Raw genomic sequence first — 21,122 nt, forward strand, 5'->3', positions numbered from 1 at the left:
AATTCCATCGGTGCCAGACAGAGTGGAGCACAATCCACTCAAATGCGGACTAGGTATGATGCAGAGCCCGATCCAGTATCCCGAGCCGGAAGATTTCGTATCCGCGATCGCAAAGCCATTCGAGAGCGAAGCCGTCACGAAGCTTGTGGCGCCTTTTGGCGTGAGCTGGTCAAATGCCGTCAAACTCGACAGGAATCTGCCGATATTTGATCTCGACGCCACGGCGTTCGGCGTGGGCTTCCACTTCAAGGACCAGAGCCTGGTGGATGAAAGCGATGGCAATGCTGTTGGTCCTAACCTGCTGACCAGCTCCGCTTGCTGGGGCTATGAGGCAGGTGTCGAAACCTATGGGGGACCCTTGTGGAAAGGCCTTCGTTTCTCGGACACAAAGGCTGACGCAATTGCCAAACTTGGTGAGCCGACCCGGGTAGGACGTTATGATATTCACCGCTGGGTGTTCCCGGATTTCGAACTATCGGTCCACTGGAACAGTCCAGACAAAATTCGCGTCATATCTTACTGGATGAAGTCGGAATAGGCCGCTGGCAAGTCGGCTGCTCGGCGCGACCGTGCAACGAACGCTCCAGAAACGGAGCCGCGCACCAATTTGAACTGTCGAGGACGTCGCCCTTTGAGGCTCGCCTCAGCAATATAGTTCAAGCCGCTTTCCCGATGTCCACAACCAGTTCCCGCGCGTGATTGCGGGCTTCCTCGTCCGCCGCGAATACGTCTTCGATGGTGGTGGCTGAGCGGCCGTCATGCATGCGGTCCATGACCGTTTCGACGATTTCGGCCATATCGAGAAAACCGATGCCGCCCTCGACAAAGGCGTGAAATGCGGTTTCTTCGGCCGCATTCAGGGCCGCGCCCTGCAAGCCTCCGCGTTCCAGCGCCGTTCGCGCCAGCCGGAGTGCCGGAAACCTGACCTCGTCAGGCGCTTCGAAATCGAGCCGCGCCAGTTTGGCAAAATCCAGACGCTCGACATTGAGATCGCCGCGCTCAGGGTAGGTGAGGGCATAGGAAATGGCGGTGCGCATGTCGGGGGAGCCGAGCTGGGCGATGTAGGAACCGTCCGTATAACCGACCATCGAATGTATGATCGATTGCGGATGGACGATCACTTCCACCTGATCGGGCCTGAGATCGAAGAGGTATTTCGCCTCGATCATTTCCAGACCCTTGTTGAACATGGAGGCGCTGCCGATCGACACTTTCAATCCCATCGACCAGTTGGGGTGAGCGCGGGCGATATCCGCCGTGACATTGGCCATCTCATCGCGCGACCAGGTGCGGAACGGCCCACCGGATGCGGTCAGCACGATACGTTCCACGGCCTGTTTGTGTTCACCCGTCAGGCACTGGAAAATCGCACTGTGTTCGCTGTCGACCGGGATCAACCTGCCGCCGCCCTGTTTGACCGTGCGAAGAAAAACATCGCCCGCCGAAACCAGGCATTCCTTGTTGGCAAGCGCGATGTCCGCGCCGCGTCGCGCCGCAGTCAACGTCGGGGCAAGGCCGGGTGTTCCGGCAATTGCCGCCATTACCCAGCCGGCATCCATCAAAGCCGCTTCTTCGAGACCGGATTTACCCGCCGCAACCTTGATGCCCGTGCCGGCGAGGGCGGCTTTCAGCGCTTCATATTTGTCATCGTCGGCCGTAACCGCAAGCTGCGCTCGAACTCACGCGCCTGTTCCGCCAGAAGATCGATGTTGCCCGCGCCGGTCAGCGCCATGATCTCGAATTGGCCGCGACCACCCAGTTGCCTGACGACGTCCAGCGTGTTCGTACCGATCGAACCAGTCGAACCCAATATTGTCAGCTTGCGTGGCATTTCACTGGTATTTGTCATCTTTGGTCCGTGGGTCGTTTCCGGTTCGCACGTTTAGCCTCTACTCGCGAAAACCTGCCATAACAAGGACACAGCCAGGCTATTGTTTTTGCGGATGGCAAAGCCATGTACAAGAAAAACAAAAGAGAGCCTCGATGCGACGTTTCCTAGTATCCAGCGGATGGATTTTTGCGGCAAGCCTTGTGCTGGTCTGCGTCTTTATTCCTTTCGATCCACGCCTTTCCGAAAGCGCTCAGGCCCTTCCCGGCGGAGTGGTTTCGTTCAATCGCACCATTACCAATTTCGGAACTTTCGGCTGGATGCTTTATTCCACGGGCGCGCTCGCCATACTCGCCTATGTCGGTGCGCGGGTGTTGCAGGCGCGGACCTATGCCGGACGGCTGAGAACGGCATGGCGTCTCCTTGCCTATTTCTTCCTGACGATCGGCACGGCGGGCATATTGGTTCATGTTCTGAAGTACCTGATCGGACGGGCTCGACCGGAGCTTTTTGTGGAACTGGGTGCCTACAGTCTCACCCCGTTTAGCGGCAACAATCTCTATGAAAGTTTCCCCTCCGGCCATTCGACCGCAGCCGGGGCGTTTTTCGGCGTCTTCGCCATGCTGATACCGCGTTTTCGCTGGGCGTTTTTTCCGCTCGCCCTTGCCATCGGCGTTTCGCGTGTCATCGTTGGTGCACATTATCCAAGCGATGTTGCCGCGGGCCTGCTGCTCGGCATGTGGACTGCCACGGCCTTCGCCTTTATCTTTGCCCGGTCCGAAATGCTTTTCCGTTTCGATGAGCATGGCTGGCCACAGCCGAAAAATGCAAACCTTCCGGCGACGGATACGCGATAGCGCCGTTTAACGGAACGGATAGGGGGACGGTGATGGAAGAAGCGAAAGTCGTGCCGGACAATGACGGCAGGGCCGTTCAGCACATCCGCACCTCGGTTGCTGTCGCCGGTGGTGGGCCGGCGGGCTTGATGCTTGGCCTGTTGCTTGCCCGCAGCGGTATCGACGTCACCGTGGTCGAGAAACACGGGGATTTTTTGCGCGATTTTCGTGGCGATACCATCCATCCCTCGACGCTTGAACTGATGGAGCAGCTGGGTTTCGTCGATGAGTTCCTCAGCCTGCCGCATACGCGTGCGCCACGGTTGAACGCGGTTATCGGCGGCGAGCGCATCACGATTGCGGATTTTTCTAAGCTGCCGGTCCGCCATCGCTTCATCGCCTTCATGCCGCAATGGGATTTTCTCAATTTCATCGTTGGCAAGGCCGGGCAATACGAAAATTTTCGGTTACTGATGAATGCGCCGGTTACCGGTTTGATCGAGGGCGACGGGCGTGTCGGCGGTCTCATCGTCAATACGGCGGAAGGTTTAATCGAGATCGCCGCCGATCTGGTGGTAGGCGGGGATGGGCGTAACTCCATCGTCCGCGAGTTAGCGGGGCTCGAGGTCCAGCGTTTCGGCGTCCCGACCGAGGTGTTGTGGTTGCGCCTTTCGAGACAGCCGGGCGATCCGGCCGACACCATGGGTCATGCGGGCTCGCGGCAGGGTTTCGTGATGATCAACCGCGGCGATTACTGGCAATGCGGTTATGTGGTGCGAAAGGGCTTTTTCGAGGACATAAAGCTTGAGGGGCTCGTGGCGTTCAGGGACAGGGTTGCGGAAATCTGCCCTTTCCCTCGTGAAAGGCTCGACGAGATTGCGAGTTGGGATGATGTGCATCTGCTGACCGTTCGCATCGACCGGCTGAAGTGCTGGTGGAAACCCGGCCTGATCTGCATCGGTGACGCGGCCCATGCCATGTCGCCCGTTGGCGGCGTCGGCATCAATCTGGCCGTTCAGGATGCTGTCGCGGCCGCCAATGTCCTGGTGCCGGTGCTTCTGTCCGGTCGGGCCATCGCCGATGACGATCTTGCCGCCATCGAAAAACGGCGATCCTTCCCCACCAAGGCCACGCAATTTCTACAGCGCATGATGCGTATCGGCCGCAAGAAGGAGCAGGCGGATACGCCGGAAAAGCGGAAAGGACCACCAGCCTTCGTGCTGGCGATCATGCGGTTTCCGCTTCTTGCCCATTTGACCGGCCGGCTGGTGGGGCTGGGCTTCCGTCGGGAAAAGATAGAGACGGTATAAGGCAACTCAGGCGGGGTTGCCGATTTCCTTCGCATATTTCAGCCCGATAACCGCAGAACCGATCAGACCCGGCTCGATCCGGCAGATGGCAGGCACGACCAGCGGGCGGTCGAAGCGTCTGAGAATGCGGCTTCTGACCGCCTCGTCCAGTGCGGTCAGAAGTTCTCTGGAGTTCGAAAGCCCACCGCCCACCGGGACAATGGTTGCGCCGGTGACGTTGATCACCATCGCCAGCGGCGAGGCGAGAATATCGACGAGGACATCGATGGTTCTTGCTGCTTCCGCATCTCCCGCCTGCCATGCGGCAATAATATCCTCGCTGGTCATATCTTGCCGGTGAAGATGTGAGTGCAGCTTTTCCATGCCGCGAGCGCTACCGATTGCATCGACACAGCCGGTGAGGCCGCAACCGCATTCGAAGCGCGGCAGCGATACAGGCGGGTTGCCGGCCAAAGTCGCGGCCACTGGCCCGTGCCCCCATTCGCCGGCAAATCCGCCGTCGCTGTTGATGAGCTTGCCGTCGATCACCAGCCCGCCGCCAACACCCGATCCGAGGATGACGCCGAAGACGACGCGATGTCCCCGTCCGGAGCCGATTTCCGATTCTGCGATCACAAAACAATCCGCATCGTTCGAAACAATGACGGGAAGGTTCAGGGCTTTTTCCAGATCGTCTTTTAACACTCTGCGGTGAATGCTCGGAATGTTTGCGACCGTTGCCCTGCCGGTGTCGAGATCGATGACGCCCGCAATCGACAGTGACACGCAGTCGGGTGTGCCGCCGCTACTGTCGATGACGGATTTGAGGCCGGCGGCAAAGTCCTCGAAACTGGTCTTTGGCGTCGGTATGCGCGGCACGGGGCGAATATCGTCCGGCGCATGGGCAATCGCGCCCTTGATGGTCGTTCCGCCGATATCGAAACAAACGATCATGGTTCACACTCCAGAACGCGTGGCATCGTAGATTTTTTCTCCTGATATCCATGTGGAATGCATCTGGAGGTCTGGTGTCAGCATGACGAAATCCGCATCGAAGCCGGGCAGAAGTTTTCCCTTGGCCGACGCGCCGATTGCCTGCGCCGGATAGGCGGATGCCATTCTCAAAGCTTCTTCCAGCGGTGTTTTCATCTTCTCATGCATGAAGCGGATGCAGGAGAGCATGTCGATATCCGCGCCCGCCAGCGTACCGTCGGCAAGCGTCAGCCTGCCGCCGTTGCGATAGACCCGCCGGCCGTTCAGTTCGAAACCGTCATCATCCGTGCCGATGGTGGACATGGCATCGGTGACGAGGAAGATGCGGGCAGGACCGTTCTTGGCACGGAGCGCAATGCCGATTGCTGCCGGATCGACATGGAAACCGTCGGCGATAAGCCCGCAATCCAGCTTGCCGTTTGAAAGCGCTGCCCCGACCAGCCCAGGTTCACGGTGACCGAGCGGGCTCATGGCGTTGAAGAGATGGGTCACCATCGATGCGCCGGCTTCAGCATAGGCCGTCGCCACGCTGAGACCCATATCGGTATGGCCGAGGCTGACGACGATGCCGGCGTCCCTGAGTGCTGCAACCTGCTCAACCGTCACGTTTTCCGGGGCAATGGTCGTCAGCACGAAGGGCAGCTCCGTCTTGCAAGCTGTCAGAACAGCGAGATCGGTCGTCTCCATCTTGCGGATCAGCGCCGGATCATGCGTGCCCTTGCGCGCAACGGAAAGATGCGGTCCCTCGAAATGCAGGCCGAGGAAACCGGGCACATGTGCCTTGCCTGCGGCAATGCCCGCCTGTGCCGCTTTGGCTGTCACGTCCGGCCGGTCGGTGATGAGCGTGACCATCAGCGCCGTGGTGCCGAATTTGGCGTGGGCGGAACAGATGCGGGCAATGCCTGCCACATCCGGCTGGTTGTTGAACATAACCCCGCCGCCGCCATTGACCTGAAGGTCGATGAAGCCCGGCGCAATCAACAGCCCGTCCGCATCGATAAGCTCTGCCCTGGCGGGCGCTTGGTCTGTGATATCAGCGACATGCCCGTCGCGGGTCAGAAGCACCTTGCCATCGTGCCAAGCGGCGCCATCGAAAATGCGGGCGCCGACAAATGCCTTGATGCCGCTCATTGGGTTTCCGTAACCTTCTTCAATGCCACGGGGGCATCCGGGTTGAAGCCCCGTGCACGCGACAATTGCTCGATGAAGCCGTAAAACGGCGCGATCAGCAACAGGGCATCGGTCAGCGGATGGTTGGTTTCCACGAAGGGTAGGGGCTTGGCCGGGCTGCCTTTGGCTGACGTGACGAAAACATTTGCGCCCTTATGGGCAAGGCTTGCGGCAATATCCGTCACGGAAGTCTCGGCGCGGTCGCGCGCGGCAAAAGCGATGATGGGAAATTTCGGCGCGACGAGGGAGACGGGCCCGTGCATGACTTCCGCCGACGAATAGGCTTCCGCATGCAACTCGCAGGTTTCCTTGCACTTCAATGCGGCTTCCGCAGCAATGGCAAGGGCGGGGCCACGGCCCAGCATATAAAGTGAATCCTCGCCCTTCACCGCCTCGGCGATATGGCTCCAGTCGAGTGCGATTGCCTTGGCGAAATTCTGTGGCAGGGCGCTGACGGCCTTGGCCAGCAGGCTGTCTTCCGTCCATTCGGCAAGGATCGCGAGGCCGGCGACGATGGAATTGACGAAGGACTTGGTGGCGGCAACCGCCTTCTCAGGTCCCGCGTGGATGTCGATGGCGTGATTGGCGGCCTCGCCAAGGGGGGAAGGCAAGGTGTTGACGAGGGAGAAGGTGAGCGCGCCGCCCTTGCGGGCGCTTTCCGCCAAAGCAACGATGTCAGGGCTTTTGCCCGATTGCGATACGGCGAAGGCCGCCGCCCGTTCCAGCCGCAGTTTCGTCTGGTAGATCGAGGCGAGCGAGGGGCCGAGCGAGGCGACCGGAAGCCCGGTCTGCAATTCGATCGCATATTTCAGGAAATGCGCGGCGTGATCGGACGATCCGCGCGCAATGGTGACGATAACGGCCGGATCGCGAGCCTTCAGCTTGCCTCCGGCTTCGCGGAATGCGGCATCGGCATTGTCCAGCAGGCGGGCGACGGCATCGGGAATCTCATTGATTTCCTGGCGCATCAGGGTTGTCATCGTTTTGTGTCCTTGGTCGATATGGTTCACTCGGAGGTCATTGTCAGTTCGGCGACGAGATCGTAGGCGTCGCTGCGGTAAAGGGCGCGAGATATTTCCATGAGGCGTCCGCTTTCGAGATAGGCCATACGCTGGACGGAAAGTGCAGCCGATCCCGGCGGAACCCCAAGCAACATGGTCTCCTCGTCCGTCAGGTTGCGGGCGGAGATGCGCTGAATGGCGCGGACGGGGCGGATGCCGTTTTTCTCAAGCTCCTGATAGAGCGAGTTTTCCACCAGTTGCGGGTCCGGCAGAATATCGCCCGGCAGGCTGGTTATTTCGAGCGCGATCGGCTGATCGTTGGCAAGGCGCAGTCGCGTCAACCGGGCAACCATGGCGGATTGGGAAAGGCCGAGAGCCATCATCTCGTCGCCGGTCGGGTAAAACAATCCCCTGTCCAGCCAGCGCGTGCTTGCAGCCATGCCCCGGCGGCGCATGTCCTCCGTAAATGAGGTGAGCTTGGTCAACGGCTGCTGCATGCGGGTGATGGGTTTGACGACGAAGGTGCCCGAACCGTGCCTGCGGACCAGAAGACCATCGCGGACCAGATCGTCCACCGCCTTGCGCACGGTGACGCGGCTGACACAGGCGCTTTCGGCAATATCGCGCTCGGGCGGCAAGGCATCGCCATGTTTGAGGCGGCCACCATTGATGGCATCTTCAATCGTCTGACGCAGTTTCAGGTACAGCGGGCCGCCGCCTCCCGATTGCAGGTCGTCCAGATTAAGCACTGCCCCGTTCATCCATAACCTCTGTCACAATCGATGTGGCGAGTTCCGGCTATACCATATGCATCATAATCGGCAATACCAAAATAAAACCATTGGCGAATTTGTACGATTAATCGGTGTTTTTTTCGACCTTTTGCCAAATAATAAGGCTATGTGCTTGATATTTTCGCATTAACCAAAAAAATTTTCCGGTGATGGTAATTGCTCTAGACGATTGGCATTTTTTTGGTATTGTTTTTTGCGTCGGTGGTCGGGTTGTTCCGTTTCGCCGGGAAACATCGATCTCCGACCTTCATCAAGATTCGTGCGATCGAATTTAACTTGACCGTCATGAAAATTAATTTCATCGTGGCGGAAAATTATCGCAGATATCTGAATAACCAGCACAGAAATGGTTGCTTCTGCGAAAATGAATTACGAATGAACAGGGAACAAAGTTCATGAAGGTGGGAATTATCGGACTCGGATTCCGTCTCGGTTATCTGGGCTACGTTTTTCACGAGATCGACAAGGATTTCGAGATCGTCGGTTATGTCGATCCCGCCCCGGCCGGTCTGCCGGGTCTGCAAGAAAAAGGCATTTCGGCCGGCAAGGCCTATGATAGCCCGGAGGCACTGATCGCCGGCGAGACATTCGATCTTTTGATGATCGGCTCGCCGAACCATATGCATCTGGAGCATATCCGCATCGGGCTTGAAGCCGGTTGCACCATCTTCTCCGAGAAGCCGATAGTCGTCAGCATCGAGGAAAGCCTCGAACTCGCCCGGTTGCTCAATAAGCACGGCCATGAGCGGTTGTTGGTCGGTCTGGTCCTGCGTTATTCGCCGCTTTACCGCGATCTGCGCGCGGCGCAGGCCGAGGGCAAGCTCGGTGATGTCGTTTCCATTGAGGCTTCGGAGCATATTCCGCCCTATCATGGCGCATTCTTCATGCGCGACTGGCGGCGCTACGAGAATTATTCCGGTTCCTTCATGCTGGAAAAATGCTGCCACGACCTCGATCTTTACAATGGCGTGGTCGGTGCGCGGCCGCGTTTCGTCTCGAGCTTCGGCGGGCGCAAGAGCTTCACGCCCGCGAATGCTCCGCAAAATGACGGCATCAACGACATGGAGGTCTACCATCGCAAGCCGAGCGGCTGGATGGGCTCCGAAAAGGTCTTCGACAGTGACGGAGACATCATCGACTACCAGACGGCGATCGTCGAATATGAGAACGGCGCGTCGCTTGCCTTCCATACCAATCTAAACGTTCCCGACGATTTCCGCCGTTTCTGCGTCATCGGCGCCAAGGGCATGGCGGAAGGCGACTTCGTGCGTGGCTTCCTGAACGTGCATAATGCCCGGACCAACGAAAAGACCGTCGCGAAGACCTATTCGGCAGCAACCACGCTTTCGCAGCATTATGGTGCCGACGAGCAGATGGCCGAAGACGTGATCGCCCATATCGTCAAGGGTACGCCGCTCCCGGTTTCCGCCCTCGATGCGATCGAGGCCGGCATTCTGGCGCTTGCCATGGACGAGGCGCGCCATGGCCGCAAGGTGGTCGACCTCAAACCCGTCTGGGAGGAATACGATCTGGCGCTCCACGGGCAGCCGAAATCACCCGCCGTGAAATCGGCTTGAGGGGCGCGGCGATGGATGCGAAACGCAGCGCGGTCGTCTTTGCCTGGCTTCTTCTTCTGCCGGCACTTTTATACATCACGGTTATCGTTGCTTATCCGCTCGTCGATACCTTCATCCTGTCCTTCACCGATGCGTCGCTGAAAAAGACGACGAACTGGGTAGGGTTCTTCAATTACGAGAAGATCTTCAACGAGACTTTTGCCGGGGTCATCACGCGGACCTTTATCTGGACGTTCTTTTCCGTCTCGATAAAGATGATCATCGGCACATGTGGTGCAGTGCTGCTGAATTCGGCCGTTCCCGGCCGGGCGTTGTTTCGCATCCTGACGATGCCGCCTTGGATCGTGCCGATGGCTATCGGCATCTTCATGTGGGGCTGGATGTATAACGGCCAGTTCGGCATGATTTCCGGTGTCCTGCAGAACATCGGTCTGGTGAACGGTCCGGTTGCTTTCCTCGCCTATGGCAGCACGGCTTTCTGGGCGACGATCATTACCGATGTGTGGATCGGCGTGCCGATGGTGACGCTTTATCTGCTGGCGGCAATCCAGGCCATTCCGCAGGATCTCTACGAGGCAGCCTGGACAGACGGCGCCAGCCGCACCTACCGCTTCCGCCGCATCACGCTGCCGCTGATGCTGCCCGCCATGATCACCATGTCGATGATCTCGCTGATTTCGACCTTCAACTCGTTCGATATCATCTGGATCCTGACGCAGGGCGGGCCGACAGGCCAGACGACCACCATGATCATCGACACCTATAAAACGGCGATCGGTTCCTACAAATACGGTGAGGGTGCAGCTCGCGCCGTGCTGATCTGCATCTTCCTGTCGATCTTCACCTATTTCTACTTCCGCATCACCAGCCGTATCTCGCAGGAGGCCAGCCGATGACCGACAAGAATGCGATGATCAACCGTTACAGGTGGTATGAAATCGTCGGGATCTATTGCGGCATCGCCGTGTTCCTGACCTTTGTGCTGGCGCCCTTCGTGGAAGGATTTCTGGTTTCGCTGAAGCCGCTCAGCCTGCTTTTCTCCTCGCCCTACAAGTTCTGGCCGCAAAACGGCTCCTTCGAAGCCTACCGGACCATGTGGGTCAGCGTTCCGGGCTTTGCCCGCTACGTCTTCAATTCCTTCTTCATCTCGACGATCTCGACCATTATCGTCCTGCTGCTGGTGGTGCCGGCGTCCTATGCCTTTGCCCGGTTCCAGTTTCGCGGGCGCGGACAATTGCTCGGCGCATTTCTGGCCATCAACATGTTTTCCGGCGCGGTGCTGTTGATCCCGCTTTACCGGCTGATGCGCAATATGGGTGTGCTGAACACCTATCTGGCGATGATCATTCCCGGTGCCGCCTTTTTGATCCCCACCGCTATCTGGCTTTTGCGGACCTACATGCTGCGTATCCCGCGTGAACTGGAGGAGGCGGCCTATGTGGATGGCGCGAGCTACTTCTATACCTTCCGCCGGGTGATCCTGCCGCTTGCGATGCCGGGCATCGCGGTTGTGTCCATCACCACCTTCATCGGCGCTTATGCCCAGCAGTTCATCTTCGCTCTCACCTTCAATTCCAAGACCGAATATATGCCGCTGCCCATCGGCCTGTTCGCCTATTTCGGTCGTCAGGAAGTCGTCTGGAATGAGTTGATGGCGGCCAGCTTCGTCGGCATTGCGCCGGCCATGGTCGTCATCTTCTTCATGCAACGCTATCTCGTCAGCGGGCTTACCGCCGGCGCGGTGAAATAATCAACAATAGGAACGACCACCAGAAAACGGGAGACTAATTATGGCACTGAAACATTACGGATTGGCGCTTTGCGCTTTCGCATTTGCCGGTTCCACTGCCCTTGGCACGGTGGCGGCACACGCCGCCGACAAGGAGATCAGCTGGATCTATTGCGGCGACAAGATGGACCCCATCCATGAAAAATACATCAAGGAATGGGAAGGCAAGAATGCCGGATACAAGGTCGTTCCGGAAGTCGTCGGCTGGGCTCAGTGCCAGGACAAGGCAACCACGCTCGCTGCCGCCGGCACCCCGGTCGCCATGGCCTATGTCGGTTCGCGCACGCTGAAGCAGTTCGCCCAGAACGACCTCATCGTTCCGGTGCCGATGACGGAAGACGAAAAGAAGACCTATTACCCTAACATCGTCGACACGGTCACCTTCGAGGATACGCAGTGGGGCGTGCCGGTCGCTTTCTCGACCAAGGCGCTCTACTGGAACAAGGACCTGTTCAAGCAGGCCGGTCTCGATCCGGAAGTGCCGCCGAAGACCTGGGCTGAAGAGATCGCCTTTGCCAAGCAGATCAAGGAAAAGACCGGCGTTGCCGGTTACGGCCTGCCCGCCAAGACCTTCGACAATACCATGCACCAGTTCATGCACTGGGTTTACACCAACAACGGCAAGGTCATCGATGGCGACAAGATCACCGTTGACAGCCCGCAGGTTCTCGCAGCGCTTAAGGCCTACAAGGATATCACGCCCTATTCCGTCGAAGGTCCGACGGCCTATGAGCAGAACGAAATCCGCGCCATCTTCCTCGATGGCAAGGTCGGCATGATCCAGGCCGGATCGGGTGCCGCAACCCGCCTGCAGGAAACCAAGATCAACTGGGGTATCGCAACCCTGCCGCTCGGCCCTGAAGCCAAGGGCCCCGGCACGCTGCTCATCACCGACAGCCTGGCGATCTTCAAGGGAACCGGCGTGGAAGAAAAGGCGACCGAATTCGCCAAATTCATCACCTCGCCCGGCCCGCAGGGCGAATATGAGCTGCAGGGCGGCGCTGGCCTCACCCCGCTTCGTCCGTCGCCCAAGGTTGATGAATTCATCGCCAAGGACCCCTTCTGGAAGCCGCTGATCGACGGTATCGCCTATGGCGGTCCCGAGCCGCTCTTTACTGACTACAAGGGCTTCCAGGACACGATGATCGAGATGGTGCAGTCTGTCGTTACCGGCAAGGCAACACCGGAAGATGCCGCAAAGAAGGCCTCTGCCGCTCTCGAGCAGTACAAATAATCCACATTGATACGGTTGCGGGCGCAGATCGCCCGCAACCCAATAATCCGCCGCGAGAATGCCTGCCGTTATGACGGAAGGGGCGTCTTGTGTTTTTCAACGGTTCCGGTTCGACGCGATTTTTCCCGTGTTGCGGAACGTCTCTGAACGCAGCCTGATGTCGGCTGGTGACGGGAGAGGCAAGTTTTGGGTCAGCTTTATCTCAACAACGTCCGCAAGAACTATGGACATTTCGAAGTCATCAAGGGCGTTCAGCTCGACATCAGGGATGGCGAGTTCGTCGTTTTTGTCGGCCCCTCGGGATGTGGCAAATCCACATTGCTGCGTATGATCGCCGGCCTTGAGGATATTTCCGCCGGTGATATCGTCATCAACGGTGTGAAGGTCAATGACTTGCCGCCGGTGAAACGCGGCATCGCCATGGTCTTCCAGTCCTATGCGCTTTATCCGCATATGACGGTTTTCGAAAACATCGCATTTCCCCTCCGCGTCGAAAAGATGGAAGAGGCCAAGATCAAGGAAAAGGTCGAGGGCGTCGCCAAGATCCTGCAACTTGACCAGCGCCTGCAGCAGCGCCCCGGCATGTTGTCCGGCGGCCAGCGCCAGCGCGTCGCGATCGGCCGCGCCATCGTTCGCGAGCCGAAGATATTCCTGTTCGACGAGCCGCTTTCCAACCTTGATGCGGCACTTCGCGCCGACATGCGCATCGAACTCACCAATCTTCACCGGACGCTGAAGGCGACGATGATCTATGTGACACACGACCAGGTAGAAGCCATGACCATGGCCGAACGCATCGTGGTGCTGAATGGCGGCGAAATCGCCCAGGTTGGCGCGCCGCTCGAGCTTTATCACAAGCCGGCGAACGTGTTTGTCGCCGGTTTCATCGGCAATCCGAAAATGAATTTCCTCAAGGTCACCTGCAAATCCGTCAGCGCCGAAGGTGTGACGGTGGAGTATGAGGGCCAGACGATTACCGTGCCGGTGGAGCCGCGCGCCGGTCTTGAAGGCACGCAGCTGACGCTCGGCATTCGCCCGGAACATACCGGTCTCGAAACAGCCGACCTCAATATCAAGGTTTCGCCCAGCGTCATCGAGCGGCTGGGGGTGAATACCATCGCTTACGGTGTCGCGCCGACGGGTGAAAATTATTGCGCGCTTCTTTCCGGTTCCGCGCCTGTCATCGTCGATGAACTCATCGTCACCGGTATCAAGGCATCGGATTGCCATCTGTTTGATGAGAGCGGTATCGCGCTGGAACGGCGTGTCGATCTTTCCGTCCTCAAGCTGATACAATAATGGGCGGGAACCGGGCCATGAAATCTGTCTCCCCATGCCCGGTTTTTCCTGACGCGATCCGTTTTCGGCGGTCTTCTTCTGTCGTCGCCAGACGAAAAAGCAACGCCGGGCTTTTGGCCCGGCGCTCGATATTCTCTTGCATGTCCGCTGGATCACGGCATGGGATTGGGCATGTAGCCGGTGAAACCGCTGATCTTCCAGCGTCCCTCATGCACCCGGCAATAATAGAGCGTCTGCCATTTCATCACGTCGAAGCTGCCATCGGCCTTGCGAAGCCCGCCGTCGAACTTCTTGCGTACCAGCGCGGTCTCACCTTCCACTTCGATCTCTTCCAGCGTGGTGGTCGTGAAGATCGCATTGCGCGGGTCTTCAGCGAATTGCTGTGTCTGGAAATCCTTCGCCTGTCGCAGCCATTCGTCGCGATAGGCCTCAAGCGAGGGGAAGGACAGGCGCCAGTTATCCGGGTTCGCATCCCGGTTGGCGTTGATGCCGAGAAAGCCGTCCTCGACGAAATCATCCGCGACCTTCGACCAGTCGGCAGTGAGGAAAGCGTCGATATCCCGCGTCACCAGCATCTCCCAGATGGAGTGGCGGGCGACGTTTGTTTCGGGAAAGGGATTTTTGAATGGATCGCGCATGATTTGGGTCCGTCGTTGAAATTATTTTCACAGTTTGGAGATTTCTCTGGCGAAGATTGTTGGCATATGCTCATCTATCAATCAACAGAGAAAATAATTTTCAGATTGAGGATATCCGGCGTGTCGTCAACGGGACGAAGCATGGTCGATTCATGGGTATGTACGGTTGACGGGCGTCTCGGATTAGGATGCATCGGAAACGGGGCCAAGCCTTAAGTTTTGGCAGAACGGAGACCGGTGAGCATGGATATTTTCGCAAGGATTCAAGACGACAGGGGACAGTTCTCGCAATCGGAACGGCGGATCGCCGATATTCTGGTTTCGGACTTCGAATTCGCCGTCAATGCCTCGATCATCGAGCTTGCCGCTCGCGCCGAGGTTTCTCCGCCGACGGTGACGCGCTTCTGCCGGCGTCTGGGTTGCCAGAGCTTTTCGGATTTCAAGGTCAGCCTCGCCAAGACCGCCTATGTGGGCATTCGCTACCTTACCTCGGAACCGACCAGCACCGGCCCGTCGGATGTCGCCGAGGAAGTGCTCGCCAAGGCACAGGAGGCGCTTTTCCTGCTGCACAAGACGCTCGACCCCGCCCTTGCCGACGAAGCGGCGATCAAGATTGCCAATAGCGGCATGATCTATGCCTTCGGTGCCGGCGGTAATTCCTCGATGATCGCGTCGGAAGTTCAAAACCGGCTGTTTCGCCTGGGCCTGCGTGTTTCCACCAGCGCCGACCACAGCATGCAACTGATGATGACGGCTGCCGCGCGTAAGGAGGACGTGATTATCGGTTCCTCCTTCTCCGGCCGCAACATGGAGCTGGTGAAATGCTTCAGGCTGGCGCGCGAAATGGGGGTCACCACCATTGCGCTCACCCAGAGCGATACGCCTGTCGCCATGGCCGCCGACATCGTCGTGGCCGTCAACGTGCCCGAGGGAAACAATATCTTCCGCCCGACCTCATCGCGTTACGCCTATCTGGCTGCCGTCGATATTCTGGCGACCCTTGCTGCCTACCACCACCGGCAACGGTCGATGGTGACCCTGCGTCACATCAAGCAGCAACTCGTGGAACATCGCGATCCGGATGACCGGCAATTGCTGGGTGACTGAAGGCGGGATGGTGAAAACTGTGAGCGGTTTTGCCTGAAAATTCCGCTCCGAGACTGATTTGAAAGCTTCGAAGGAGTGGCATGAGATGCAGGACAGGAAAGACCGGGTCGCCGTCGTAACGGGGGCGGCAGGTGACATAGGCCGGGCAATTGCCGCGGCGCTTTCTGAAAGCCATGCAAAGGTGGTGTTGGTGGATATCGATCCCGACGCCCTTGCCAATGCACTTTCCCTGCTTTCCGGTCCCGCTTTCGTTTCGAAAACCTGCGATGTTACCGATCCGCAAGACCTTGCAAGGCTGGCCTTGGAGGTCGCGGAGCTGGGCGATGTCGCGACCCTCGTCAACAATGCGGGTGCTGCAAGGGCGGTCAGTCTGCACGACACAACCGCGGAAATATGGCGCAAGGATAATGCGCTCAATCTGGAAGCACCGTTTCTCTGCTTCAGGGCTTTCGAGGAAGCGCTGAAGCGGACTGAGGGGTCTGTCATCAATATCACTTCTGTCAACGGCATGGCTGTGTTCGGCCATCCCGCCTATAGCGCGGCAAAGGCCGGGCTGATCCATCTGACGAAGCTGATCGCCGTCGAATACGGAAAATTCGGCATCCGTTCCAACGCCGTTGCACCGGGCACCGTGCGCACGCAGGCGTGGGAGGCGCGGGCCGCGGCCAATCCTCAGGTCTTCGAGGAAGCGAAGCACTGGTATCCGTTGCAGCGCATCGTAAAGCCCGAAGATGTGGCCAACGCCGTCGCCTTTCTGGCCGGCCCACAGGCCGCCGCCATCAGCGGCGTGTGCCTGCCGGTCGACTGCGGGCTGACGGCGGGGCAAGCCCCACTTGCCCGTACTTTCTCGCAATCCGAACACTACTGATCAAAGCCCTCCAGAGGGTTCAATGCGCAATAAAGGGGAGCATCATGGCGCTCGCACAATATCGTCTTGAAAATTCATGGCATCCGCTCGAAAATTCCGCCTCGGGCGGGTTTACCTTTACCTTGGTCAATCTTTCCCATGAGCCGTTGAAGGATTTCCGGATCGTCTACACGTCGCTGACGCGGACCATCGACAAGCCCGTTTGCGGCAATGCCGTTTATCTGCGCCGCAATGCCAATTTCCATGAGTTTGCGCCGCCGCCCGGCTTCGTGCTCGAGGCTGGAAAATCCTGGCGTTTCACCGTCGATGGTCTGCTGAGACCCGCCCGCCATCGCACGGACGGGGCGAAATCCGCCTATGTCAGCCTTGCCGACGGTACGCATCGCGCCGTTGATGTCGGCGATTTGATGCTGGACGGGCGTCACAGCGAGCCCGCGCCGGTCCTGCTTCCCGAAGGAAAGCTCGATCTGCCCTTTTCCATCCAGCCCTGGCCAGCGGAAATCGATGCCGAGCCCGGCGAGGCCTTCCCCGTCGCACTTTTCCCGACGGAGGATGCAAAGGCTGAGGAAGTGCTTGCGGTGGAAACCGTGCTGTCTCTGTTCCGCAGGCTTTTTGCCGTTGGGCATGTGCCTTTCAGCCTTGCGCCGGTTCATGAGGGCAAACCGCTTCGCTTCAAGAAACATAGCGGCCTGGAGGCGGAAGGTTATCGCCTGTCTTTCTCGGATGAAGCCGTTGTCGTGGAATATTCGGCCGCTGCCGGTTTGCAATATGGCCTGACGGTGCTGGCGCAATTGCTGCATGGCGCGCGGATCGATCCCAAGTTCCGCTTCCCGGCCTCCGGCACCATCACCGATGCACCGCGTTACAGCTGGCGCGGTTGCCATCTTGATGTCTCGCGGCAGTTCTATCCGACTGATGATGTCGTGCGGCTTATCGATATTCTCGCCTGGCTGCGCATGAACAGGTTCCATTGGCACCTGACCGATGACGAGGCGTGGCGGCTTGAAATCAAGGCTTATCCGCTGCTGACCACCGTTGGCGCGACGCGCGGCCCTGATGCGCCGCTTCTGCCGCAGCTTGGCAACGGGGCCGAACCCGTTTCCGGCTATTATAGCCAGGACGATGTGCGCATGGTCGTTGCGCATGCGGCCGCATTGAACATCGAAATCGTGCCGGAAGTCGATATTCCCGGCCACAGCACGGCGGCTCTTGTTGCCTATCCGGAGTTGACGGACGGGCAGGAGGCACCGGACAGCTACCGCTCGGTGCAGGGATATCCCAATAATGCGCTCAATCCGGCCATCGAGCCGACCTATGAGTTCCTCGGCAAGATCTTCGACGAGATGGTGGAACTCTTCCCCTCGCGGCTGATCCATATTGGTGGCGACGAGGTTGCGGATGGTTCGTGGCTTGCCTCGCCGCTTGCCAAGGCATTGATGGAAAAGGAAGGGCTCGACGGCACCTTCGGCATCCAGTCCTATTTCATGAAACGTATTCAGGGGATGTTGCATGAGCGCGGCCGTCAGCTTGCCGGCTGGGACGAAGTTTCGCATGGCGGCGGCGTTGATCCGGCTGGCACATTGCTGATGGCCTGGCAGAAGCCGGAAGTTGGCCTTGAGCTTGCAAAGCAGGGCTATGACGTGGTGATGACGCCGGGACAGGCTTATTATCTCGACATGGTGCAGGATGAAGCCTGGCAGGAGCCGGGCGCAAGCTGGGCCGGCACCGTTCCGCCTTCGCATACCTATGCTTATGAGGCGGTGGGCGATTTTCCTGAGGAATTGAAGGAGCGGATGAAAGGCGTTCAGGCCTGCATCTGGTCGGAACATTTCCTCAACCGTGCCTATTTCAACCATCTGGTTTTCCCGAGACTGCCGGCCATTGCCGAGGCGGCGTGGACGCCAAAAGCGCAGAAGGATTGGCTGCGTTTCTCCGCCATCGTCCCCTTGAGCCCGGTTTATTGAGAGGAAGGCGAGATGCGTATTGCCGTTGGTGGTATTCATACCGAATGCAGCACCTATTCGCCGGTGCTGATGCGTCAGGAAGACTTTCGCGTTTTTCGCGGCGCGGAGTTGCTGGAGGCCGAGTATTTCAATTTTCTGGGCGAAGGCGGGGCAGAGGTGCTGCCGCTTCTACATGCGCGGGCGGTGCCGGGTGGTCCGGTCTCGCGCGTGGCCTATGATGCGTTCAAGCAGGAATTCCTCGAGCGTCTGAAAGCCTCATTACCATTGGATGGACTTTATCTCGCCATGCACGGCGCGATGAATGTCGAAGGCATGGACGATGCGGAAGGCGACTGGATTTCCAGCGCCCGCGCCGTGGTCGGGCCGAATGTGGTCGTTTCTGCCAGCTACGACCTGCACGGCAACGTCAGCCAGAAGATCATCGATCAACTGGATATATTCGCCGGCTACCGAACTGCGCCGCATATCGATGTGCGCGAGACGATGGTGCGGGCGTGGACGATGCTCCTCAAGGCACTGAAAACGGGTGAGAAGCCCGGTGTGGCCTGGGCGAAAATCCCTGTTCTGCTGCCGGGTGAAAAGACCTCCACGGAAGATGAACCGGCCAAAAGCCTCTATGCCGTCCTACCGGATCACGATGCCCGGCCCGGCATATGGGATGCGAATTTCATGATCGGCTACGTCTGGGCCGACGAACCAAGGGCAACGGCCTGTGCTGTGGTGACGGGGACGGACAGGGAGGCCGCGCAGGCGGTTGCCGCCGAGATTGCGCAATCCTACTGGAATGCCCGGCAGGATTTTCGTTTCGGTCCCGTGACCGAGCCGCTTGATGCTATCATGGATATTGCGGAAAAGACGACCACCAGCCCGATCATTCTTGCAGACTCGGGCGACAACCCGACCGGCGGCGGAGTGGGCGATCGTGCCGATGTTCTGGCGGCGCTGATTACGCGCAACTGGCAGGGCGCGCTGATGGGCGGCATCACCGACCGGCCAGCGGTCGAAGCCTGTTTTGCGGCGGGTGAGGGGGCCAAGCTTTTTGTGAAGATCGGCGGCAGTCTTGATCCAGAGAGCCCCTCCGTCACCGTCGAAGCCGAGGTCCTGAAACTGGACGATCCAGGTGCTAGGGGTCAGCGGCAGGCTGTGGTCGCTATTGGGGGTATCACCGTCATTCTGGCGGCGCGGCGCAGGCCCTATCACATGATGTCGGATTTCACCCGTCTCGGTTTCGATCCGAAGGCGGTGCGATTGCTGGTCGTCAAATCAGGTTATCTTTCGCCGGAGCTCGCGCCCATCGCCAATCCCAACCTCATGGCGCTGACGGAAGGGGTTATCAATCAGGATATCGAAAACCTTCCCAATCGCCGCCGGGATGGCGATTTTTACCCATGGAAGCCGCATTTCGATTATATGCCGCAACCTATCCTTTCGGCCCGCTGGCGATGACAGCGGTTCGATAGCTTTTCATCCAGCGATCCGGCCCAGCCGGATCATCTCAGGCGAACCTTCATGCCGTCGGCTCTTTCCATCGTTATCAACAATCCGTCGATCCGCATCGGGGCGCTCGCCATTCTTTTCTTCGGCTTTTCGAATGCCGCGACCGCCCCTTATCAGGCGGTGATCGGCATTCGCGAAATCGGGCTCAGCAACACCGTCTATTCCCTGCTGATGCTGTTTGCCGCCGTCATCAATGTCAGCGCCAGCGTGCTGATGGGCATCGTCGCCGACAGGCTAGGCGAATATCGCAAGCCCATGCTGCTCATCGCGCTCTTTGGCGTCAGCGGCTATATGCTGGTTTATCTGGTTGGCAATGCCACGGCTTTCGTGAGCGCCAAGCTGGTTCTCCTGCCGATTTTCGGGGCGATGAACTCGCTGATTTTCGCGCATGTGCGTGCCGATGCCCGCAATCTTTCGACAGGCGATATGATCGCCGTGAATTCGATCATGCGCGCAACCATCTCGCTCTCCTGGGTGCTGGTGCCCGGCATCGTCGGTATTTTTCTGGTGAGTTCCGGCAATATGCTGACGGCTTTCCTGTTTTCAGGCATTTGCGCACTTATCTGCTTTCTGCTCGTGGCCTTTTGTCTGCCGCGCGCCGCCACGCCGGTATCGGTGAACACGCAGGCGCGGTTCGGTTTGCGTGCTTCGCTTGCTGAAATCGGCTCGCGGCGGGTGCTGCTGCGCATCATCGCCATCGCCTTGATCTGCTCAATGCTGCATCTCAATGATTCCATACGCTCGCTCATCATAACGGGCCAAGCGAAGGGCACGGTCGCGGATATCGGTATTGTCGCGGGCATCGTTGCCGCGCTGGAGATCGTTTTCATTCTCCTGTGGGGCTGGATCGAGAAGAAGGTGCCGCAAACGCTGACACTTGCGGCGGGAGCAGTGCTCTATGCCGTCTATCTCATCCTGCAGGGGCTCGCTTCCGCGCCATGGCATATCTATGCCCAGACTGTCATCAGCGCGCTGGGTGCTGCCGCCATCATCAGTATCCCGATCACTTACTTGCAGGAACTGATCGCGGACCGACCGGGGCTTGGAAGCTCGCTGATCGCCGTCAACATTTTCCTCGGCGCCGGTCTGGGCGCGTTGATTTTTGCCGTTGGGACGCAGGTCTCCAACTATTCGGGAACCTCCATCCTGGGCGCAATTGTGGGGCTTGGTGGCGTTTACATGCTCTACGCGCTTGATGGGAAGGGCCGTCGCAGGTAACGGCCATTCGAATGAAAGAG

At 58.7% G+C, this 21,122-nt stretch carries 18 protein-coding genes and 1 pseudogene; 13 read left to right on the forward strand and 6 right to left on the reverse strand.

Going from position 1 to position 21,122, the window contains the following annotated elements:
* The first annotated feature begins 55 nt into the window (after nucleotides 1–55).
* Entirely contained in the window at nucleotides 56–538 is a 483-nt protein-coding gene (locus tag RBH10_RS23755; protein WP_306180920.1) for a hypothetical protein, read from the forward strand.
* A 118-nt stretch (nucleotides 539–656) separates the two neighbouring features.
* On the opposite strand, the pseudogene dxr reads toward RBH10_RS23755, so the two are convergent.
* Nucleotides 657–1,849, reverse strand: a pseudogene (gene dxr / locus RBH10_RS23760) (1-deoxy-D-xylulose-5-phosphate reductoisomerase).
* A gap of 134 nt (nucleotides 1,850–1,983) precedes the next feature.
* On the opposite strand from dxr, the gene RBH10_RS23765 reads away from it, so the two are divergent.
* Nucleotides 1,984–2,685, forward strand: a complete 702-nt coding sequence (locus RBH10_RS23765; protein WP_281038204.1) for a phosphatase PAP2 family protein — start codon at nucleotides 1,984–1,986, stop codon at nucleotides 2,683–2,685.
* Between the two features lie 32 nt (nucleotides 2,686–2,717).
* Entirely contained in the window at nucleotides 2,718–3,974 is a 1,257-nt protein-coding gene (locus RBH10_RS23770) for an FAD-dependent oxidoreductase (RefSeq protein WP_281038203.1), read from the forward strand.
* Between the two features lie 6 nt (nucleotides 3,975–3,980).
* Here the strand turns inward: RBH10_RS23770 and RBH10_RS23775 are convergent, their stop codons facing one another.
* Genes RBH10_RS23775 through RBH10_RS23790 form a run of 4 tightly spaced genes read right to left on the reverse strand, consistent with a single transcriptional unit; the run spans nucleotide 3,981 to nucleotide 7,878 of the window.
* Entirely contained in the window at nucleotides 3,981–4,907 is a 927-nt protein-coding gene (locus RBH10_RS23775) for an ROK family protein (RefSeq protein ID WP_281038202.1), read from the reverse strand.
* Nucleotides 4,908–4,910: 3 nt separating this feature from the next.
* Nucleotides 4,911–6,077: an N-acetylglucosamine-6-phosphate deacetylase gene (gene nagA / locus RBH10_RS23780; protein WP_281038201.1), complete on the reverse strand. Its 1,167-nt coding sequence runs from the start codon at nucleotides 6,075–6,077 to the stop codon at nucleotides 4,911–4,913.
* Nucleotides 6,074–7,096, reverse strand: a complete 1,023-nt coding sequence (locus RBH10_RS23785; protein ID WP_281038200.1) for an SIS domain-containing protein — start codon at nucleotides 7,094–7,096, stop codon at nucleotides 6,074–6,076. The genes nagA and RBH10_RS23785 overlap by 4 nt, the downstream gene beginning before the upstream one ends.
* A gap of 26 nt (nucleotides 7,097–7,122) precedes the next feature.
* Nucleotides 7,123–7,878 (reverse strand): GntR family transcriptional regulator, encoded by a 756-nt coding sequence (locus tag RBH10_RS23790; protein WP_281038199.1) that lies wholly within the window; start codon nucleotides 7,876–7,878, stop codon nucleotides 7,123–7,125.
* Nucleotides 7,879–8,306: 428 nt separating this feature from the next.
* On the opposite strand from RBH10_RS23790, the gene RBH10_RS23795 reads away from it, so the two are divergent.
* The 5 genes from RBH10_RS23795 to RBH10_RS23815 all read left to right on the forward strand — a co-directional run bounded on the left by RBH10_RS23795 (nucleotide 8,307) and on the right by RBH10_RS23815 (nucleotide 13,810).
* Nucleotides 8,307–9,488 carry a Gfo/Idh/MocA family protein gene (locus RBH10_RS23795; RefSeq protein ID WP_281038198.1) on the forward strand — a complete coding sequence of 394 codons (1,182 nt, stop codon included), beginning with the start codon at nucleotides 8,307–8,309 and terminating at the stop codon, nucleotides 9,486–9,488.
* An 11-nt stretch (nucleotides 9,489–9,499) separates the two neighbouring features.
* Nucleotides 9,500–10,384, forward strand: a complete 885-nt coding sequence (locus RBH10_RS23800) for a carbohydrate ABC transporter permease (RefSeq protein WP_281038197.1) — start codon at nucleotides 9,500–9,502, stop codon at nucleotides 10,382–10,384.
* The gene (locus RBH10_RS23805; RefSeq protein WP_003504914.1) at nucleotides 10,381–11,238 is read left to right on the forward strand and encodes a carbohydrate ABC transporter permease; all 858 of its coding nucleotides are present in this window, start codon (nucleotides 10,381–10,383) and stop codon (nucleotides 11,236–11,238) included. The genes RBH10_RS23800 and RBH10_RS23805 overlap by 4 nt, the downstream gene beginning before the upstream one ends.
* Nucleotides 11,239–11,278: 40 nt before the next feature.
* Nucleotides 11,279–12,511: an ABC transporter substrate-binding protein gene (locus RBH10_RS23810; RefSeq protein ID WP_003504912.1), complete on the forward strand. Its 1,233-nt coding sequence runs from the start codon at nucleotides 11,279–11,281 to the stop codon at nucleotides 12,509–12,511.
* Between the two features lie 186 nt (nucleotides 12,512–12,697).
* Entirely contained in the window at nucleotides 12,698–13,810 is a 1,113-nt protein-coding gene (locus tag RBH10_RS23815; protein ID WP_281038196.1) for an ABC transporter ATP-binding protein, read from the forward strand.
* 152 nt (nucleotides 13,811–13,962) lie between these two features.
* Here RBH10_RS23815 and RBH10_RS23820 read toward each other — a convergent pair whose 3' ends face one another.
* Nucleotides 13,963–14,448, reverse strand: coding sequence for a hypothetical protein (locus RBH10_RS23820; RefSeq protein ID WP_281038195.1), 486 nt, complete (start codon nucleotides 14,446–14,448; stop codon nucleotides 13,963–13,965).
* Between the two features lie 243 nt (nucleotides 14,449–14,691).
* Here RBH10_RS23820 and RBH10_RS23825 point away from each other — a divergent pair, with 243 nt between their 5' ends.
* The 5 genes from RBH10_RS23825 to RBH10_RS23845 all read left to right on the forward strand — a co-directional run bounded on the left by RBH10_RS23825 (nucleotide 14,692) and on the right by RBH10_RS23845 (nucleotide 21,102).
* Entirely contained in the window at nucleotides 14,692–15,555 is an 864-nt protein-coding gene (locus tag RBH10_RS23825) for a MurR/RpiR family transcriptional regulator (RefSeq protein ID WP_281038194.1), read from the forward strand.
* Nucleotides 15,556–15,640: 85 nt separating this feature from the next.
* Nucleotides 15,641–16,423 (forward strand): SDR family oxidoreductase, encoded by a 783-nt coding sequence (locus RBH10_RS23830; protein WP_281038193.1) that lies wholly within the window; start codon nucleotides 15,641–15,643, stop codon nucleotides 16,421–16,423.
* Nucleotides 16,424–16,467: 44 nt separating this feature from the next.
* Nucleotides 16,468–18,387: a beta-N-acetylhexosaminidase gene (locus RBH10_RS23835; protein ID WP_281038192.1), complete on the forward strand. Its 1,920-nt coding sequence runs from the start codon at nucleotides 16,468–16,470 to the stop codon at nucleotides 18,385–18,387.
* 12 nt (nucleotides 18,388–18,399) lie between these two features.
* Nucleotides 18,400–19,833 carry a M81 family metallopeptidase gene (locus RBH10_RS23840; RefSeq protein ID WP_281038191.1) on the forward strand — a complete coding sequence of 478 codons (1,434 nt, stop codon included), beginning with the start codon at nucleotides 18,400–18,402 and terminating at the stop codon, nucleotides 19,831–19,833.
* A 63-nt stretch (nucleotides 19,834–19,896) separates the two neighbouring features.
* Nucleotides 19,897–21,102: an MFS transporter gene (locus RBH10_RS23845; protein WP_281038190.1), complete on the forward strand. Its 1,206-nt coding sequence runs from the start codon at nucleotides 19,897–19,899 to the stop codon at nucleotides 21,100–21,102.
* The last annotated feature ends 20 nt before the right edge of the window (nucleotides 21,103–21,122 follow it).

It is taken from the genome of Rhizobium sp. AN73 (assembly GCF_030757975.1).
Classification (GTDB): Bacteria; Pseudomonadota; Alphaproteobacteria; order Rhizobiales; family Rhizobiaceae; genus Agrobacterium; species Agrobacterium arsenijevicii.

What these genes read in the sequence shown, in the direction of transcription:
- RBH10_RS23805 (WP_003504914.1), top strand. Translation starts at nt 10,381, where the DNA reads ATGACCGACAAGAATGCGATGATCAACCGTTACAGGTGGTATGAAATC.
- RBH10_RS23810 (WP_003504912.1), top strand. Translation starts at nt 11,279, where the DNA reads ATGGCACTGAAACATTACGGATTGGCGCTTTGCGCTTTCGCATTTGCC.
- RBH10_RS23820 (WP_281038195.1), bottom strand. Translation starts at nt 14,448, where the DNA reads ATGCGCGATCCATTCAAAAATCCCTTTCCCGAAACAAACGTCGCCCGC.
- RBH10_RS23765 (WP_281038204.1), top strand. Translation starts at nt 1,984, where the DNA reads ATGCGACGTTTCCTAGTATCCAGCGGATGGATTTTTGCGGCAAGCCTT.
- RBH10_RS23800 (WP_281038197.1), top strand. Translation starts at nt 9,500, where the DNA reads ATGGATGCGAAACGCAGCGCGGTCGTCTTTGCCTGGCTTCTTCTTCTG.
- RBH10_RS23825 (WP_281038194.1), top strand. Translation starts at nt 14,692, where the DNA reads ATGGATATTTTCGCAAGGATTCAAGACGACAGGGGACAGTTCTCGCAA.
- RBH10_RS23770 (WP_281038203.1), top strand. Translation starts at nt 2,718, where the DNA reads ATGGAAGAAGCGAAAGTCGTGCCGGACAATGACGGCAGGGCCGTTCAG.
- RBH10_RS23785 (WP_281038200.1), bottom strand. Translation starts at nt 7,096, where the DNA reads ATGACAACCCTGATGCGCCAGGAAATCAATGAGATTCCCGATGCCGTC.
- RBH10_RS23835 (WP_281038192.1), top strand. Translation starts at nt 16,468, where the DNA reads ATGGCGCTCGCACAATATCGTCTTGAAAATTCATGGCATCCGCTCGAA.
- nagA (WP_281038201.1), bottom strand. Translation starts at nt 6,077, where the DNA reads ATGAGCGGCATCAAGGCATTTGTCGGCGCCCGCATTTTCGATGGCGCC.
- RBH10_RS23795 (WP_281038198.1), top strand. Translation starts at nt 8,307, where the DNA reads ATGAAGGTGGGAATTATCGGACTCGGATTCCGTCTCGGTTATCTGGGC.
- RBH10_RS23840 (WP_281038191.1), top strand. Translation starts at nt 18,400, where the DNA reads ATGCGTATTGCCGTTGGTGGTATTCATACCGAATGCAGCACCTATTCG.
- RBH10_RS23845 (WP_281038190.1), top strand. Translation starts at nt 19,897, where the DNA reads ATGCCGTCGGCTCTTTCCATCGTTATCAACAATCCGTCGATCCGCATC.
- RBH10_RS23755 (WP_306180920.1), top strand. Translation starts at nt 56, where the DNA reads ATGATGCAGAGCCCGATCCAGTATCCCGAGCCGGAAGATTTCGTATCC.
- RBH10_RS23790 (WP_281038199.1), bottom strand. Translation starts at nt 7,878, where the DNA reads ATGAACGGGGCAGTGCTTAATCTGGACGACCTGCAATCGGGAGGCGGC.
- RBH10_RS23830 (WP_281038193.1), top strand. Translation starts at nt 15,641, where the DNA reads ATGCAGGACAGGAAAGACCGGGTCGCCGTCGTAACGGGGGCGGCAGGT.
- RBH10_RS23775 (WP_281038202.1), bottom strand. Translation starts at nt 4,907, where the DNA reads ATGATCGTTTGTTTCGATATCGGCGGAACGACCATCAAGGGCGCGATT.